Origin of the sequence: Psychrobacillus sp. PGGUH221 (assembly GCF_042055255.1) — a bacterium.
Lineage (GTDB): Bacteria > Bacillota > Bacilli > Bacillales_A > Planococcaceae > Psychrobacillus.
The window spans coordinates 175,822-191,135 of record NZ_JAQMHQ010000005.1 but is presented as its reverse complement, the minus strand read 5'-3'; the positions used below and the strand labels follow the sequence as shown (position 1 = coordinate 191,135).

The following is a 15,314-nucleotide window of genomic DNA, read 5'->3' as shown; positions in this document are numbered from 1 at the left end:
TTTATTCTATATGTAAAGATATCTTTACTTTTTTTGGAGGCAAGAGATGACGAAGGTAATTAATCATATTAAGGAAATTCGATTACAAAAAGGAATCACACAGATTCAGATGGCAGAGGATTTGCAAATTACAAGACAAACAATAACGGCAATTGAGAACAATAAATACAATCCCAGTTTAGAGCTTGCGCTAAAACTGATTAAATATTTTGATGTACCAATTGAGAAATTGTTTTACCTAAGGGAGAGTGAAAAATGAAGAAACGCTATGAAGTCATTATTTATGCAGTTGTAATAGGTTGTATGTTTATTGGTGGGTTACTTGGTGTTTATCTTGTTGGAAAAGAAGAGGGGAACTTTAGTTTTGATTTACTGATCCCTATAACAGTAGGCATAGTTGGTGGTTTCATCATTTTCCTACTTATTTCGAAATGGCGTCAGAAACGGAATGGAAAAATGCCTGATGTGGATGAACGTACTCTATTATTAATGAAAAAATATTTTTCGATTGCCCTATATGTTGTTCTTTTAGGCGGTGGTGCTCTTCTACTCATTCTATTCGCAATGGGTGTAGAAACAATTGAAACAGGTATGCTTATTGTTTATATGATGGTGGTATATTTTCTAATAGGAATTGGGGTATTTGTTACAAAACTAATATAGAAAGGATGAAATTAGAAATGATTAACGTGTTATTTGTATGTCTAGGGAATATTTGTCGTTCTCCAATGGCTGAAGCGGTGTTTAAACATTTAGTTGAAAAAGAGAATTTAAATGAAAAGATTCAAGTAGATTCTGCCGCAACGAGCTCATGGCATATTGGTGATCCCCCACATAAAGGGACGATTTCCAAACTAAAAGAATATAACATTTCAACAGAAGGAATGGTCGGTCGACAGTTAGAGAAGATTGATTATGAAAATTTTGACTATATTATTGGGATGGATGCGAGTAACGTGACAAATATTCGAGAGATACTTGGTCAACCAGATCACCCGAAAATAATACGTTTTTTAGATTTAACAGATCACAAAAAAGATGTACCCGATCCTTATTACACTGGAGACTTTCAAGAAACGTATGACCTTGTAATAGAGGGATGTCACGCACTATTAAATAGTATAAAGTCGAATCACGAAGATCAGTTCAATTGACTGTTCGGAGGAGTTAAGAAAAAGTATGGGAGTTGAGTAAATGAAACCAGATATTTTTAAGGTAATAAGAACTCTTGAATTATTCTCGAATGAAGCAATTATTAGATGGACAAAAGCTTTTGATAAAAATATCGGACTTTCCCCAATTCTTGTTTTAGCAGAATTAAGAAAAAAAGGACCGCAAAAGTCAACTGTCTTGGCGTCTACTTTGGGATATACGCCTGGTGCGATTACAAACACTTCTACAAAACTGGTGAAGGAAGGTTATGCAGAGAGAGTTTATAATGAAGAAGATCGAAGAAATGTTTTAATTAGTATCACTCCTAAAGGAGAAGCCCTACTCCAAGAAGCAAGGAAAAAAGGGGAGGAACTACATATGGAACTCTTCCAAGTATTAAATGACGAAGAGCTTCAACAGCTGTTGACTTTATATGAAAAAATATTGAAAAATCTGGATCATGAGGAGAAATAAGTGGTTGAGTATGCCTGTAATAAAACATACAACGTATATTATGGCTCCTATAGCTAGGTGCTTTGATTTAGCTAGAAATGTTGAGATTCACACTAAAACTACGGCAAAAACAAATGAAAAGGCGGTTGCCGGCGTGAAAACTGGACTGCTCAATTTGGGTGATAGTATCACTTGGGAAGCAACTCATTTTGGTTTTAAACAAAAATTGACTGCTAAAATAATTGAAATGAACATGCCATTTAGATTTGTAGATGTAATGGTAAAAGGAGCATTTCATTCATTTACGCATACGCATGAATTTGTCGAATGTGATACGGGAACAAAGATGACTGACACATTTGAATATAAAGCTCCTTTCGGGTTTGTAGGAATAATTGCAGATAAATTGTTTTTAGAAAAATACATGAGAAATTTTATATTAGTTAGAGCAGATGAGTTGAAGAAAATTGCAGAAACAAAACATGTTTAGGGAGGAAAGGTGCTTGGACTATATTTATTATGAAAGAATACCAAAAGCTTCCGTACTAAATGGGATAATGGATTTACATGAGCATGTTTTTGAAGGGTCGCAGCTTCGTGAAGAGAAATTAGCAGAAAAAGAAAATATGATAATCTTTGTTGCTTGTGATCGAGAACGGGTTGTTGGATTTAAAATTGGATATAAATATTCAAGCGATACCTTTTATAGCTGGTTAGGTGGTGTTCACACTGACTATCGGGGAAATGGAATTGCATCCGAGTTAATGCGGAGACAGCATGCACTTATTAAGTCGTTGGGTTACATAAATGTACGAACTATTTCTCGAAATATTAAACGCGAAATGCTTATATTAAATATTAAGTTAGGTTTTAACGTAATAGAAACTTTTGTGAGTGAAAAAGGGAAACATAAGATTGTGTTGGAAAAAGAGCTCTAAGTATCCTAAATTTAATTATAGAATTTTTACTATTAATTACAGATAAATATAAAATAATGGTATTTTATTAGGGTCTTTATCAATAATACTAAACAACTATTAAAAATTTTAGGAATCATTCACATTTTTATGGTATTTTTTACAATAAAAATATATTTATTTTAGCCTAAAGCTGTGTTTTAATATGAGAATGAATACTGATAATGTGGTGTGAACACTGATGATAACATAGGTTTTGTCCCGTTAGCCAATATTCCGCATTTAAAAAAATTCTTATGTTGAACGGGAGAAAAAAGATGGGTATTTTAAGGAATTTAAAGGTTACTCAGAAGTTACTAGTGTTAATAGGAATTGGAGCACTAGCATCCTTATGTATAGGCTTAACAGGATTTAACTACGTTAAAGAAATGGCACAAAAATCAGAAGTAGTTTATAACCAATTATTAAAACCTACTCAATGGCTTGGCGAAGTGAGATATGAAAATGCTAGAATTGATAGTAATCTACTGAGCATCACATTAACAGATGATCCTAAAGATAATGCTCAGTTGAAAGCTAGTATGGATAAATCAATTGAAAACGTCATATCACAAATGAACAAATTTAAAGAAATTGCTCAAACAGAACGAGAAATAGAATCTATAAATCAATATGATCAAGATGTAGCAGATTTAACTGAATCAAGGGATGAAATGATTAATTTTGCAATGAAAAATGAAAACACAAAAGCATATGATATATATAAAAGAGAAGTAGGTGAAAAGAGAGAGGCTATCGATCAAACACTAATGACTCTTCAACAATATAATCTTGAATATGCAGAAGAAATTAATAAACAAAATCAGGATGATATCAAACAAGCGATAATCATGTTATGTGTAATATTAGTTGCAAGTATGGTTATTTCAGTTTTTGTAGGACTAATTGTTATGAAGATGATTGTAAGACCGACAAACGAACTAAAAGAACTTCTTTCTAAAGCTGAGGCTGGAGACTTTACTGTTCATGGTAGTTATCGATCGAAAGATGAGCTAGGAGTATTAACAAATTCCTTTAATCAAATGATTAGTGGGGTAAGAGGAATTATACAGACTGTTGCTGAAACCTCTCAACAAGTTGCTGCGGCTTCCGAGCAGCTTACCGCTAGTGCAGAGCAGACTTCAGCTGCTACACATCACGTTGCTAATGCTATTGAGGAGATTGCTACAGGTGCTGAACATTCAACTAGTAAACTTGAAAATAATTCAAGTGAATTACAAGATGTGTTAAATGGAATTAATGTAATAGTAGAAGGTTCAAGTAAAATTTCTGACCTAGCTAAAGATACATCGAAAGAAGCAGAAGAAGGAAATATGATTGTAGCAAACAATTTACAACAAATGAGTAATATTCAATCTTCTGTTCAGAAATCACATGAGGTAATATCTTCTTTATCCCACCAATCAAATGAAGTGGGCAAAATTCTTGATGTTATAAATGATATTGCAGCTCAGACTAATTTACTTGCTCTCAATGCAGAGATTGAAGCTGCCCGTGCGGGTGAGCATGGTAAAGGTTTCGCAGTTGTTGCAGATGAAGTAAGAAAGCTTGCAGAACAATCTATGTCGTCAACCAAGCTTATCGCTGAAATTATTACTAGCATTCAATATAATTCAAATGAATCCGTACAATTTATGGGAGAAGTAATGGACAATGCTAAAGAAGGAATGCAAATCACTACTGAAACTGCAGAGAAGTTTATGCAAATACTAGAAAAAACAAGAAATATCACTCCTCAAATTGAAGAAATGACGTCTACTGTCCAAGAGATTTCAAGAAGTACACAATCTGTTTCTGATACAGCAGAAGAACTAGCAGCATTTGCACAAGAAAATGCTTCAAGCTCTGAAGAAGTGGCAGCTTCTACAGAACAGCAATTGGCCTCAATGGAAGAAATCAGTAGTTCTTCTAAAGTGTTAGCTAAAATGGCTGAAGATCTGAATGAATTAGTAACCAAATTTAAAATTTAAATAATTGTATTACACACGCAAAAAGGGCATTCCTATTCAGAATGCCCTTTTTCTATTTCTCTACCATCATATTAATTATTTTTTTTACATATTTCATCGTACGTTCATGTGCTTCTTGAGGAGAATAGTAAGCGCGATTATTTAGTAAGTTGGAGAACATACCTTGCCAAACCAAGTTAGTAAGCTCATTCAATTCTTCTGCTTTTTCTTCACTTAGGATACCCGCAGCCACTATTCCGCTTAAGGCAAAACGTCCACGGGAAGAGATATTTCTATCAAATAATAATGGATGTAGTTCTTCAGGTATTTCTAACAAATCAGATGGATAGAGCTCATAATAACGATCGAGTAGATTTTCAGGGTTATCCCCTAAGTCCATAAGAAAAACTGCATTGAAAATATCTGGATTATTAAAAGAGTATTCACTATAACATTCCCAAGCAACAACGTACTTCTGAATAAGATCTTCTTCTTTTTTTATCTCTTTTGTTACCTTTGATAAATATGGCTTCAGAAACTTAAAGGACGCGAAAAAAAGAAGATGAGAGAATTCGCTGAAATAGTTATAAATAGTTGCGCTATTATAGCCTGCTTTTTCTGCGACATTTCGTATCGTTACTTGTTGAAACCCTTCTGTTTTAATTAGTTCTTCCGTTGCATCGATAAAATATGTCCACATTCTTCTGCGCTTTATTTCTTTCTTATTCATTTACAAAATCACACCTATCTAGATTAAAGAAAAAATTTTCAGAAAATATATTGATGCCCTTATTATACCATGATACAATGTCAAAGTAATAAAATATAATCATGATTATATTTTAATCATGATTAATAAAAAGGGCAAAAGGGGAAATAAAATGGAAAAGGAAATGGAAAAAGTCAAAATTGATTCATTAGTTTTTTGGTCTTCATTAATTGTAATCGCAATAGCAATAGTCTCGTTAGTTGTTTTTAAAGATTCAGCGGAACCATTAATGAATAGTATTTTAAAAGGAATTACCCATCAACTCGATTGGGCATTTCAATTTTTAACTTTTGGTTTATTCATTATGCTAATGTGGCTTGTTTTTAGTAAATATGGAAATGTAAAACTAGGGGAAGAAGCACCTGAATTCTCGACTTTTAGTTGGGGAGCAATGCTTTTCTGTGCAGGTATGGGGACAAGTATCATGTTTTGGTCAATGATGGAGCCTATCTACTATTATATGGGTCCACCATTTGGTATAGAGCCACTAAGCAACGAAGCGGCAAACTGGTCTGTTGCATATGGAATGTTTCATTGGGGGATATCAGCATGGTGTCTATATGCAATGCCCACTGTAACGATCGCTTATTCGTTCTTCGTGAAAAAGAATCATTCTTTAAAAATCAGTACTGCGTGTAGAGGAATATTAGGAAAACATGCAGACGGCTTTCTTGGTCAAGCAATTGACATTTTAGTTATTTGGAGTCTTGTTGGAGGTCTTGGAACTTCACTTGGTCTGGGAGTACCAATGGTTTCTACAGTAATCGGTGAAGTTTTCGGAGTACAACAGTCCATGACATTAAGTATTGTTATTATTGTGATTTGGACAGTGATTTTCTGTGCGAGCGCGTATTTGGGGTTATATAAAGGAATTCGTAAACTTAGTGATTGGAATGTATACATGGCACTTGGTCTTGCGATATTTGTGTTAATTGCAGGACCAACCTTATTTATCCTTTCCAACTTTACAAATAGCTTTGGAATTATGCTTCAAAACTTTGCAATGATGAGTTTTTATACAGATCCTATTAACAAAAGTGGATTCCCACAAGCTTGGACAGTTTTCTACTGGGCATGGTTTGCAGCTACGGCTCCATTTATGGGACTTTTTGTAGCTCGAATCTCAAGAGGACGTACGATTAGAGAGCTTATTACACATATTTTACTTTGGGGATCACTTGGTAGCTGGATATATTTCGGAGTATTTGGTGGCTACACAATTAACCTTCAATTGACAGATAAATTGAATGTCGTGGATGTATTGAATAACGAAGGAGGTCCAGCTGCAGTTGTCGCAATCTTAAAAACATTGCCTCTAAGTGAGATAGTATTACCTTTCTTTATTGTTCTTGGTTTTATCTTTTTGGCAACTTCCCTCGATTCTGCAACATATATATTATCTGCTATAGCGACGAAAAAGTTGGAAGGAACACAAGAACCGGCACGTTGGCACCGTATGCTTTGGGGGGCAATTTTAGCGGCGATTGCTGTAGCTCTTCTTCTGATTGGTGGATTAAATGTTATTCAAACTTCTTCAGTTATTGTATCTGTACCAGTAATAATCGTCTATTTGCTACTCGCAACTTCTTTGATTCGTTGGCTAAAAAAGGATTACCCAAATGGAGTGATTAAACCTTTAAAGGAGGAAGAGTAAATGGTTTTCAATGTTCGTGAAAGCACAAGAACGATCAAAAGAGAATTTCCGTTTGAAGTAGAAGTGACAGATCATATATGGATTCCGATGTCAGATGGGACTCGGCTATCTGCTAAGCTTTGGATTCCTAAAGCTGCATTGACTAATCCAGTACCAGTCATTTTAGAATATATACCTTATAGGAAGAATGAATTTACTGCTTTACGTGACTCCATTCGTCATCCTTATTTTGCAGGGCATGGCTATGCATGTATGCGAGTTGACATGAGAGGTTCAGGGGATTCTGAAGGGATATTATATGATGAATACTTAAAACAAGAGCAGGATGATGCTATAGAAATTCTGAATTGGATTGAAAAGCAGGAATGGTCAACTGGTTCAGTAGGAATGATTGGAAAGTCATGGGGTGGTTTCAACGGCTTACAAGTAGCTGCTAGACAACACCCGGCCTTGAAGACAATAATTACATTGTGTTCAACAGATGATCGTTATGCAGATGATGTTCATTATAAAGGAGGAGCTTTACTCGCTTCAGATATGCTATGGTGGGCTTCAACTATGCTCGTGTATAACGCACGACCTGCTGATCCGAAACATGTAGGGGAAAGCTGGAAAGAAAATTGGTTGGAACGATTAGAAAAAACTCCACCATTTGTAGAGGAATGGATGCGTCATCAACGTAGGGATGCATTTTGGAAGCATGGCTCAGTGTGTGAAAACTATGAAGATATTAAAATACCAGTCTATGCTGTAGGAGGCTGGGCAGATGGCTACACAAATGCTGTTTTTCGCTTAATGGAGAACTTAAAAGGTCCTAAGAAAGGTTTGATTGGACCATGGGCACATGAATATCCTGAAGTAGCGGTCCCAGGACCTCAAATTGGTTTTTTACAAGAATGTTTACGATGGTGGGATCAGTGGCTAAAAGAGGAAGAAACAGGAATTATGGACGAACCCGCTTTCCGAGTATATTTGCAAGATGCTGTTCCTCCCAAAACTGACTACTATACTAGACCTGGTGAGTGGATAGTAGAAGAAGGTTGGAGAACGGACAATGTGAAAGATAAAATCTTCTATTTTGATAATCAAGATTTAGCCTTTGAACCGAAAAGTGGATTGGAGCGTTTGAAAACACATCAACAGCATGGTCTTTATGCAGGGGTCTTTTGTCCATTTGGTCAAGAAGGGGATATGGCGTCCGATCAAGGAATTGAGAATGGTTTGTCTAATACTTTTACAAGTGAGGAAATAACAGAAGAAGTAGCTATTTTAGGCTTTCCAAAAGTTCAGTTAAAACTAACATGCGATAAAAAACAAGCAAATATCGCTGTACGCTTAAGTGACTTGTCGCCTGAAGGAACATCAAAACTAATTACATGGGGACAATTAAATTTAACACATCGAAATAGTAACGAATTTCCGGAAGACGTGCCGTTAAATGAAGCGTTTATAGTGTCAATTGAGCTCGATGCAATTGGATATAAGATTCCAAAGGGACACAAGATTCAAGTATCTATTTCTCCAACTAATTGGCCACATGCTTGGCCTTCAGCGGAGGAAGCGATCATTCAAGTAATAAAAGATGAAGATTCAAAACTATTGTTACCAGTTTATACAAAGCCTGCACAGGAACAAGAAATTAGACCTTTTGAGCATCCCGAAACGGCGGAAGTGATGGAACGAGAGATCTTAAGAGAAGCTGGAAGAACGAGAGAAATTAGACATAATACGATTACAAATGAATGGATCCTAGATGATTTTTCCGATGAAGGATGCAGACGCATTCCGTATAACGGGATGGAATATGGAAGCGAAAATCGTAATGTTTATAAAATAGTCGAGGGAGATCCTCTATCAGCGTATGTTCAATGTGACTGGGTATTAACGGTAGGAAGAGAAAAATGGCAAACCCGACTAGAGTCAACGAGTACCATGAAATCGGATGAAACAAAGTTTTATATTACGAATCATCTGAAAGCTTTTGAAGGAGAAAAAATGGTGTATGATAAATTGAAAACCTTTGAGGTTGAGCGAGATTTTGTATAGAGATTACTTATAAAGAAAGCTGGAATAGATGTGGATTCAATAATATTGCTAATTGTTATTATTAATGTAACCTACATGACACTAACAACCTTACGATTAATTTTAGTAATTAAAGGCTACAGAGGTGTAGCGTCATTTTTATCCATGGCAGAAGTGTTTGTTTATTTAATGGGTTTGACGATGGTATTAGATAATTTAGACAAACCTTTAAATATATTAGCGTATTGTATTGGATGGGGACTCGGGGTTTATTTAGGTAGTATTATTGAAAATCGATTAGCACTTGGGTATATCGTTTTTGAAGTAATTGTTGATTCGTTAGAAATCGAATTGCCAGCTCAAATTCGTACAAAAGGATATGGCGTCACATCCTGGGTTGCGGATGGAAAAGATGGAAAACGACTATGTATGAAAGTCCTAGCGAAGCGTAAAAACGAGCAGAAGCTAAAAAACTATATTGTGTCTTTATCTCCAAAGGCATTTATCATTTCATATGAACCCACTAGATTCAATGGTGGGTTCTTAGTTAAGTTAACAGAATAAGTGAGAAAGAGTCTTTATTCCAATAGGTGAATAGGCTCTTTTTCTTTTTATATGATGTTCTTGGGATACCTTAAAAAGATGCATCTATTAGTGATTAAAATAAAGGGAATTATGTTATTTTGTTAGAAAGTTAATAGTAGTGATTTAAAATAGTTAATAAAGGAGATATATAAATGTCTAAATATGAGCAAAAGACAAAAGAAACAGAACATGATGTGGTGGAATTTATCGAAAAGGTAGATAATCCGAAGAAAAGAGAGGACGCATATAAAATATTAGAGATTTTTGAGGAAACGTCCGGCTATGAGGCTAAAATGTGGGGTCCAAGCATTATTGGCTTTGGGTCCTATCACTATAAGTATTCTTCTGGACATGAGGGAGATGCTCCGCTTGTCGGTTTCTCTCCGAGAAAGGCGAAAATCAGTTTGTATTTTGCTACGGGTGACACAGAACGTGAGGAAACATTAAAGCGGTTTGGAAAGTATACTGCAGGAAAATCCTGTGTGTACATTAATAAAGTAGACGATATTGAGGTAGAAGTTTTAAAAGAGATGATTACTCAATCTATTAAGTTTTTACAAAATTTGTATCCGAACAATTAATATTAATGGAAGTTAATGTATTTATTTTGCTACTTAGTGCGAATTTCATGTATAATGTTACAGTATAAATTTAATGAAGCGAAAGAGAGTGGGACTTTATGGGTCGTAAGTGGAACAATATTAAAGAAAAGAAAGCTTCCAAAGATGCTAATACTAGTCGTATTTATGCTAAATTTGGTCGTGAAATATATGTAGCTGCAAGACAAGGTGAACCAGATCCTACTTCTAACCAAGCATTAAAAGTAGTTTTAGAACGTGCAAAAACATACAGTGTGCCTAAGCATATTATTGATAAAGCAATTGAAAAAGCAAAAGGTGGATCTGAAGAGAGCTATGACGAGCTTCGTTATGAAGGCTTTGGTCCAAGTGGTTCAATGGTTATCGTTGACGCTCTAACAAATAACGTGAATCGTACTGCATCTGATGTACGTGCTGCATTTGGGAAAAATGGCGGTAATATGGGTGTGAGTGGTTCGGTCGCTTATATGTTCGATGCGACTGCAGTTATCGGTTTAGAAGGAAAAACAGCTGATGAAGTACTAGAATTATTAATGGAAGCGGACGTAGATGCCCGCGACATTATCGAAGAAGAGGATTCTGTCATTGTTTATGCAGAACCAGATCAATTCCATGCTGTACAAGAAGCATTAAGAGAAGCTGGCGTATCGGAATTTACGGTAGCGGAGTTAACAATGCTTGCTCAAAACGACATCTCCTTAGATGCTGATGCACAAGCTCAATTTGAAAAAATGATTGATGCTTTGGAAGATCTAGAAGACGTGCAGCAAGTTTACCATAACGTAGACTTAGGAGAATAATATAGTTTAAAAGGTTGTCTCATACGTAGTTTAACTACGTGGAGGCAGCTTTTTTTATTTATTTTTGCTTCTGAAAATGTTTAGTTGGAAAAAATGATGCTTTAGTTGGAAACTAAGCAAGTTTAGTTGTAAAAATGAAGCACCTAGTTGGAATTATAAGAGTTTTAGTTGGAATTTACTTCTCAGTGTAAAAATGGACGAAACGGAAAATAATATAATACGTCCAATACTGTTAAGGGGGGCATAGGATGAGCAAGAAGTATTTATTCTCTTCAGCAATCATTCTTACGCTAGTTATGTCTATTTTTTTCCCAAGTAAATCACAAGCAGATTGGACCAACTCGTTTGTCGTATGGGACGGTTATGTGTATGTCCTAACGGATGAAATTGTGGATAAGGTTGATAAAGAAATTGGGCATGTGACGAAGTATTCAGATATGGAGGGAACTTATTCTGGGAACTTTTCAAATACCTATCCAAAAGGTACTAAATATTATTCAATTGTTGGGGTAAGCACCGATGAAGATTTTGCCGTTAAAAATAATGGAAGCTACATAAAAGTAACAAGGGATGGTGAGTACGTAGGTGATAAAAATGACTTGTTATGATTACTATTCTTGGTATTTATATTAGTAAAAGGAGAAAATAAAATTGGCTAACGAATATCCAAAGCATATTATTGCGGTGTCTGCATATGTTACAAATGAAAACGGAGAAGCATTACTAGTTAAAACACATTGGCGTTCAGATACATGGGAAGCTCCTGGAGGGCAGGTAGAAGTGGGAGAACCATTAGATGTTGCACTGAGTAGAGAAATCTTTGAAGAGACTGGTATTATAGTGCGTCCATTAGGTGTAACTGGTGTCTATTACAATGTAACAAAGCATATACTGTCCGTCGTTTTTAAAGCAGCTTATATTAGTGGGGAAATGAAAATCCAACCGGAAGAAATAAAAGAAGCACAGTTTATTAGGCTAACGGAAGATAATATTGCCGACTATATTACACGACCGCATATGAGATCTAGAACATTAGACGCAATGAGAGCTGTTCATTTCATTCCTTATGAAACATGGGATGTAGATTCTTACAATATGCTTGGTAGATTGGAATAAAGAAAGGAAGCTAAATATTTTGCTGCAAACATCATTAGTCACTGTAACGCATGACCCGGAAGGAAAGAACATAGAAATCTTAAAAAAATTGCAACTAAGCTTGGAAGAAATATATGGAGAACTTTTTATTACCATTAGTGAAGAATCTTCATCGGAATTAATAAAAGCGATTGAAAATAGCCGTTTTAACTTTAAAATTATCCCGAAAACAGGAGCGGCAAATGCCAGAAGAGAAGCATTGAAGTATGCGCTAACAGGGAAGGGGCGACACTTTCATTACTGTGACTTAGATAGAGTTTTAACGTGGGGTAAAAACCATTTAAACGAATTAAAAGTACTGGTTGGAGACATACCAAATCATGATTATTTAATACTTGGCAGGACAGAGCGGGCAATGAAGACACATCCTATTGAATGGATAGAAACAGAAAAAATCACCAATCATATAGTTTCACTGGAACTTGGAAAAGAAGTAGATATAACCGCGGGATCTTGTGGATTTACGAGAGAAAGTGCTGAATATATTACTACGTATTCGAAAGAAAAGATGACAGATGCGGAATGGGCGATGATTGTACATAGGATCGTCAAACGACAAGTTGATTACCGAGCAGTTGAAGGTTTAGAATTTGAAGAAGAGATTAATGGTTTAAATAGAACGATTAGTGATTCAGATAAATGGTTTAGTCGTTTAAGGCTTGGATACATTATAAGTAAAACAGCAATGAAGGTTGGTAAATAGAAAACAGCCTCCCCCGTTTCTGGAAAGGCTGTGGTTTTAGTGAGCTGCTGAATTTTTTCTACGATATTGCCATTGTTGGTATTGGAAACGAACGAAACACCCAATACAAAATCCGAGGATTGCTATTAAAGCAGCGAGACCAACCATTACTGTAGCAATATTAAATAATACTACCCAATTTAATAGAAAACTTATACTTGCAACGAATAAGAAGCCGACTGCCAACCATTGGTTAAATCTTAACTGAGCATAATCTTCTTGAATATATTGATTTGCAGGCTTCGATAAAAAACGTTTTACTATGACCAATATTGGATGAAAACCAGTTAATAAGCTAGAAAGATTTGCGATTAGTGGAATAAATAAAATCCACGCCGATTGTGTAATAAGAGCTATAATAACAGACGCAACAATTGTCCATTGATTTGCCATGACAAGAGGTTTTGGGATTGTTTTCATTTTAAAACCTACTTTTCTAATTGGATTTATATTTATTATAAGATGATTTGATGAAATTGTAAATAATTTAATACTTACATATTTCCCGGGAAATTGACAAATCTTGAGTGGCTTCAACAAAAAAAGAGGCAATCCTTATAAGGGATAGCCTCTGAAATTTATTTTCTTTTTAATTCGTTAATTTGCTTTGTAAGTTCTAAAAATTTTTGGTCTAAATCGTTGTATTTTGGGTCGCTTTTTTGTATATAACTAAGTGCTCCCAACACTGCCTGCCGTTCTGTTTCAAGTTTTAATAATTCTTTTTCAAGATTGGATTCATTGTTTTTATTTATCCATTCATTGTAACTCATGTCTATTTTTTTTATTGTTTTATTTTCAAAAATAAGCAGTTTGTTTGATAGTTTATCTAAAAAATAACGATCGTGTGTAACTAATAAAATGGTACCGGGATAGGTGGAAAGCGTTTTTTCTAATTGCTCTCTAGATGGAAGATCTAAATGGTTGGTTGGCTCATCTAATAGTGAAACATCCTTTTGGTTTAGTATGAATTCCATGAGTTTTAATTTTACTCGCTCACCCATACTCATTGTTGAAATAGGGCGAGACCAGTGATCCTTTGAAAATCCGAGGTTCATCATAAGTGTTTGTATTTTACCTCTAATCTCATAATCTGTATGACCAAAAAATTCGAAGGGTGTTTTTTCTTCTGGTAGATCAAATACGGTTTGACGTAAATAGCCTATATTCATCGCTTCTGATTTCCATAGTTCTCCTTCACTCGATTCTTCCCCCAGTAACATGCGGAAAAATGTCGATTTTCCACTTCCGTTAGGACCAAGAATACCAATCCGCTCTTGAGATTGTATAGTAAAAGAGGCACTCTGAAATAAAAGATTGTCCTCGAAACTCTTTGTTATATTTTTGGCTTCTACAACACGTTTCCCTTTTTTCTTGTTCCCTTCAATAGAGAAGAGCACTTCTTTTTCTTCTTCTGGTTTATCTATAGTGTTTTTAGAAAGTTCTAGTTCTAACCGTTTCTTTTTAGAACGAATTTGAACATCCATTTTCTTAGCTTTGACACGGTAATATTCTTTATTAAATTCATGTTTTGTTGATTCTGCATGTGCTTTGGAAGACCAGTTTTTTAGCTCGGATATTTGTTTCTCTACTTGCTGTATTTTAGATTGCTGGGCATCATAAAGTCTTTGTTGGGTTAATCTGTTTTCTTCCTTCTTTTGTCGATAAGAAGAGTAGTTCCCTGTATAGACCGTCAATTTTTTATTTTCAACTTCCCAAATACAATCAGCTACCTCATCCAAAAAGTATCGGTCGTGCGATACTAAAATAATTGTTCCTTGGTAAGCGTTTATCTGCTTTTTCAGGAAAGACAAACTATCTTGATCTAAATGATTAGTAGGTTCATCTAGTAATAGGACTTGAGACTTCTCAGCAAATACGCGTGCTAATCTTCTCTTCATTTTTTCTCCACCACTCAAATGGGTGTAACTACGACCTTTAGGAACAGACCATTTACTGAAGTATATCCATTCATCATCAGCGTAATCCTTTTTGTTAAATTGTTCATCTTCCTGTTTAAAGTAACTGATAGTTGGTGGGGCTCCAAACCACTCGATTTGTCCTTTTGTTGGGGCAGACTCTTTTGAAAGTAAAGAGAGTAGAGAAGACTTACCTTCTCCATTTCCACCTACAATACCAATCACAGACCCGGAAATAATATCCGCCTTCACATTTTGTAAAACTATCTTATCGCCAAAAATAATACCTATATCGTTTAACTTGCCATGTAGTGTCATAAAATCCTCTCCTTTTGGAGGAATAAAAAAATCCCTCCGATATTAAACGGAAGGATTACATACTGACCATTAAATGAATACGCAAAAAACCACTACAAAGCGTTAGCGTATTGTAGAGAATTATTTGCGGTAATTTTGAAAAATGGGCAGACTAATCCTATTTCCGGTTTCGTAAAGTTTTATTTTGTTACTGCGCAAATGTATCGCAGAAAAAACTTCT

18 protein-coding genes are annotated in these 15,314 nt (G+C 35.2%); 15 read left to right on the top strand and 3 right to left on the bottom strand.

The window, feature by feature from the left end; translation table 11 throughout:
- Positions 1 to 46: 46 nt before the first annotated feature.
- The 7 genes from PGC35_RS10155 (at position 47) to PGC35_RS10125 (ending at position 4,552) form a co-directional block, all read left to right on the top strand.
- Complete coding sequence (locus tag PGC35_RS10155; protein WP_053591508.1) at positions 47 to 259, top strand: helix-turn-helix transcriptional regulator; 213 nt, start codon at positions 47 to 49, stop codon at positions 257 to 259.
- A complete protein-coding gene (locus PGC35_RS10150; RefSeq protein ID WP_375219067.1) occupies positions 256 to 663 on the top strand; it encodes a hypothetical protein in 408 nt (135 codons plus the stop codon). Before PGC35_RS10155 ends, PGC35_RS10150 begins: the two co-directional genes overlap by 4 nt.
- A 17-nt stretch (positions 664 to 680) precedes the next feature.
- The gene (locus PGC35_RS10145) at positions 681 to 1,154 is read left to right on the top strand and encodes a low molecular weight protein-tyrosine-phosphatase (protein ID WP_375219066.1); all 474 of its coding nucleotides are present in this window, start codon (positions 681 to 683) and stop codon (positions 1,152 to 1,154) included.
- A 40-nt stretch (positions 1,155 to 1,194) separates the two neighbouring features.
- Positions 1,195 to 1,626, top strand: coding sequence for a MarR family winged helix-turn-helix transcriptional regulator (locus tag PGC35_RS10140; protein WP_056833089.1), 432 nt, complete (start codon positions 1,195 to 1,197; stop codon positions 1,624 to 1,626).
- A 10-nt stretch (positions 1,627 to 1,636) separates the two neighbouring features.
- Positions 1,637 to 2,095: an SRPBCC family protein gene (locus tag PGC35_RS10135; protein ID WP_375219172.1), complete on the top strand. Its 459-nt coding sequence runs from the start codon at positions 1,637 to 1,639 to the stop codon at positions 2,093 to 2,095.
- Between the two features lie 13 nt (positions 2,096 to 2,108).
- A complete protein-coding gene (locus PGC35_RS10130; RefSeq protein ID WP_375219065.1) occupies positions 2,109 to 2,543 on the top strand; it encodes a GNAT family N-acetyltransferase in 435 nt (144 codons plus the stop codon).
- Between the two features lie 296 nt (positions 2,544 to 2,839).
- Positions 2,840 to 4,552 (top strand): methyl-accepting chemotaxis protein, encoded by a 1,713-nt coding sequence (locus PGC35_RS10125; protein ID WP_375219064.1) that lies wholly within the window; start codon positions 2,840 to 2,842, stop codon positions 4,550 to 4,552.
- A 52-nt stretch (positions 4,553 to 4,604) separates the two neighbouring features.
- On the opposite strand, the gene PGC35_RS10120 is transcribed toward PGC35_RS10125, so the two are convergent.
- Positions 4,605 to 5,261: a TetR/AcrR family transcriptional regulator gene (locus tag PGC35_RS10120; protein ID WP_375219063.1), complete on the bottom strand. Its 657-nt coding sequence runs from the start codon at positions 5,259 to 5,261 to the stop codon at positions 4,605 to 4,607.
- Between the two features lie 151 nt (positions 5,262 to 5,412).
- Here PGC35_RS10120 and PGC35_RS10115 point away from each other — a divergent pair, with 151 nt between their 5' ends.
- The 8 genes from PGC35_RS10115 (at position 5,413) to PGC35_RS10080 (ending at position 12,821) form a co-directional block, all read left to right on the top strand.
- On the top strand, positions 5,413 to 6,954 hold the full coding sequence (locus PGC35_RS10115; protein ID WP_375219062.1) for a BCCT family transporter: 1,542 nt from the start codon (positions 5,413 to 5,415) through the stop codon (positions 6,952 to 6,954).
- On the top strand, positions 6,955 to 9,000 hold the full coding sequence (locus tag PGC35_RS10110) for a CocE/NonD family hydrolase (protein WP_375219061.1): 2,046 nt from the start codon (positions 6,955 to 6,957) through the stop codon (positions 8,998 to 9,000).
- A 24-nt stretch (positions 9,001 to 9,024) separates the two neighbouring features.
- Positions 9,025 to 9,543, top strand: a complete 519-nt coding sequence (locus PGC35_RS10105) for a DUF2179 domain-containing protein (protein WP_156350785.1) — start codon at positions 9,025 to 9,027, stop codon at positions 9,541 to 9,543.
- Positions 9,544 to 9,716: 173 nt separating this feature from the next.
- On the top strand, positions 9,717 to 10,145 hold the full coding sequence (locus PGC35_RS10100; RefSeq protein WP_375219060.1) for a DUF1801 domain-containing protein: 429 nt from the start codon (positions 9,717 to 9,719) through the stop codon (positions 10,143 to 10,145).
- Between the two features lie 98 nt (positions 10,146 to 10,243).
- Positions 10,244 to 10,963 carry a YebC/PmpR family DNA-binding transcriptional regulator gene (locus PGC35_RS10095; protein WP_053591518.1) on the top strand — a complete coding sequence of 240 codons (720 nt, stop codon included), beginning with the start codon at positions 10,244 to 10,246 and terminating at the stop codon, positions 10,961 to 10,963.
- A 248-nt stretch (positions 10,964 to 11,211) separates the two neighbouring features.
- Positions 11,212 to 11,571, top strand: coding sequence for a hypothetical protein (locus PGC35_RS10090; protein WP_375219059.1), 360 nt, complete (start codon positions 11,212 to 11,214; stop codon positions 11,569 to 11,571).
- A 43-nt stretch (positions 11,572 to 11,614) separates the two neighbouring features.
- Complete coding sequence (locus PGC35_RS10085; RefSeq protein ID WP_375219058.1) at positions 11,615 to 12,079, top strand: NUDIX hydrolase; 465 nt, start codon at positions 11,615 to 11,617, stop codon at positions 12,077 to 12,079.
- Between the two features lie 19 nt (positions 12,080 to 12,098).
- Positions 12,099 to 12,821 carry a hypothetical protein gene (locus PGC35_RS10080; RefSeq protein ID WP_375219057.1) on the top strand — a complete coding sequence of 241 codons (723 nt, stop codon included), beginning with the start codon at positions 12,099 to 12,101 and terminating at the stop codon, positions 12,819 to 12,821.
- A 36-nt stretch (positions 12,822 to 12,857) separates the two neighbouring features.
- Here the strand turns inward: PGC35_RS10080 and PGC35_RS10075 are convergent, their stop codons facing one another.
- Together PGC35_RS10075 and abc-f are read right to left on the bottom strand one after the other, a co-directional pair.
- The gene (locus PGC35_RS10075) at positions 12,858 to 13,280 is read right to left on the bottom strand and encodes a DUF4395 domain-containing protein (protein WP_375219056.1); all 423 of its coding nucleotides are present in this window, start codon (positions 13,278 to 13,280) and stop codon (positions 12,858 to 12,860) included.
- 158 nt (positions 13,281 to 13,438) lie between these two features.
- Positions 13,439 to 15,094 carry a ribosomal protection-like ABC-F family protein gene (abc-f, locus tag PGC35_RS10070; RefSeq protein WP_375219055.1) on the bottom strand — a complete coding sequence of 552 codons (1,656 nt, stop codon included), beginning with the start codon at positions 15,092 to 15,094 and terminating at the stop codon, positions 13,439 to 13,441.
- Positions 15,095 to 15,314 lie beyond the last annotated feature (220 nt).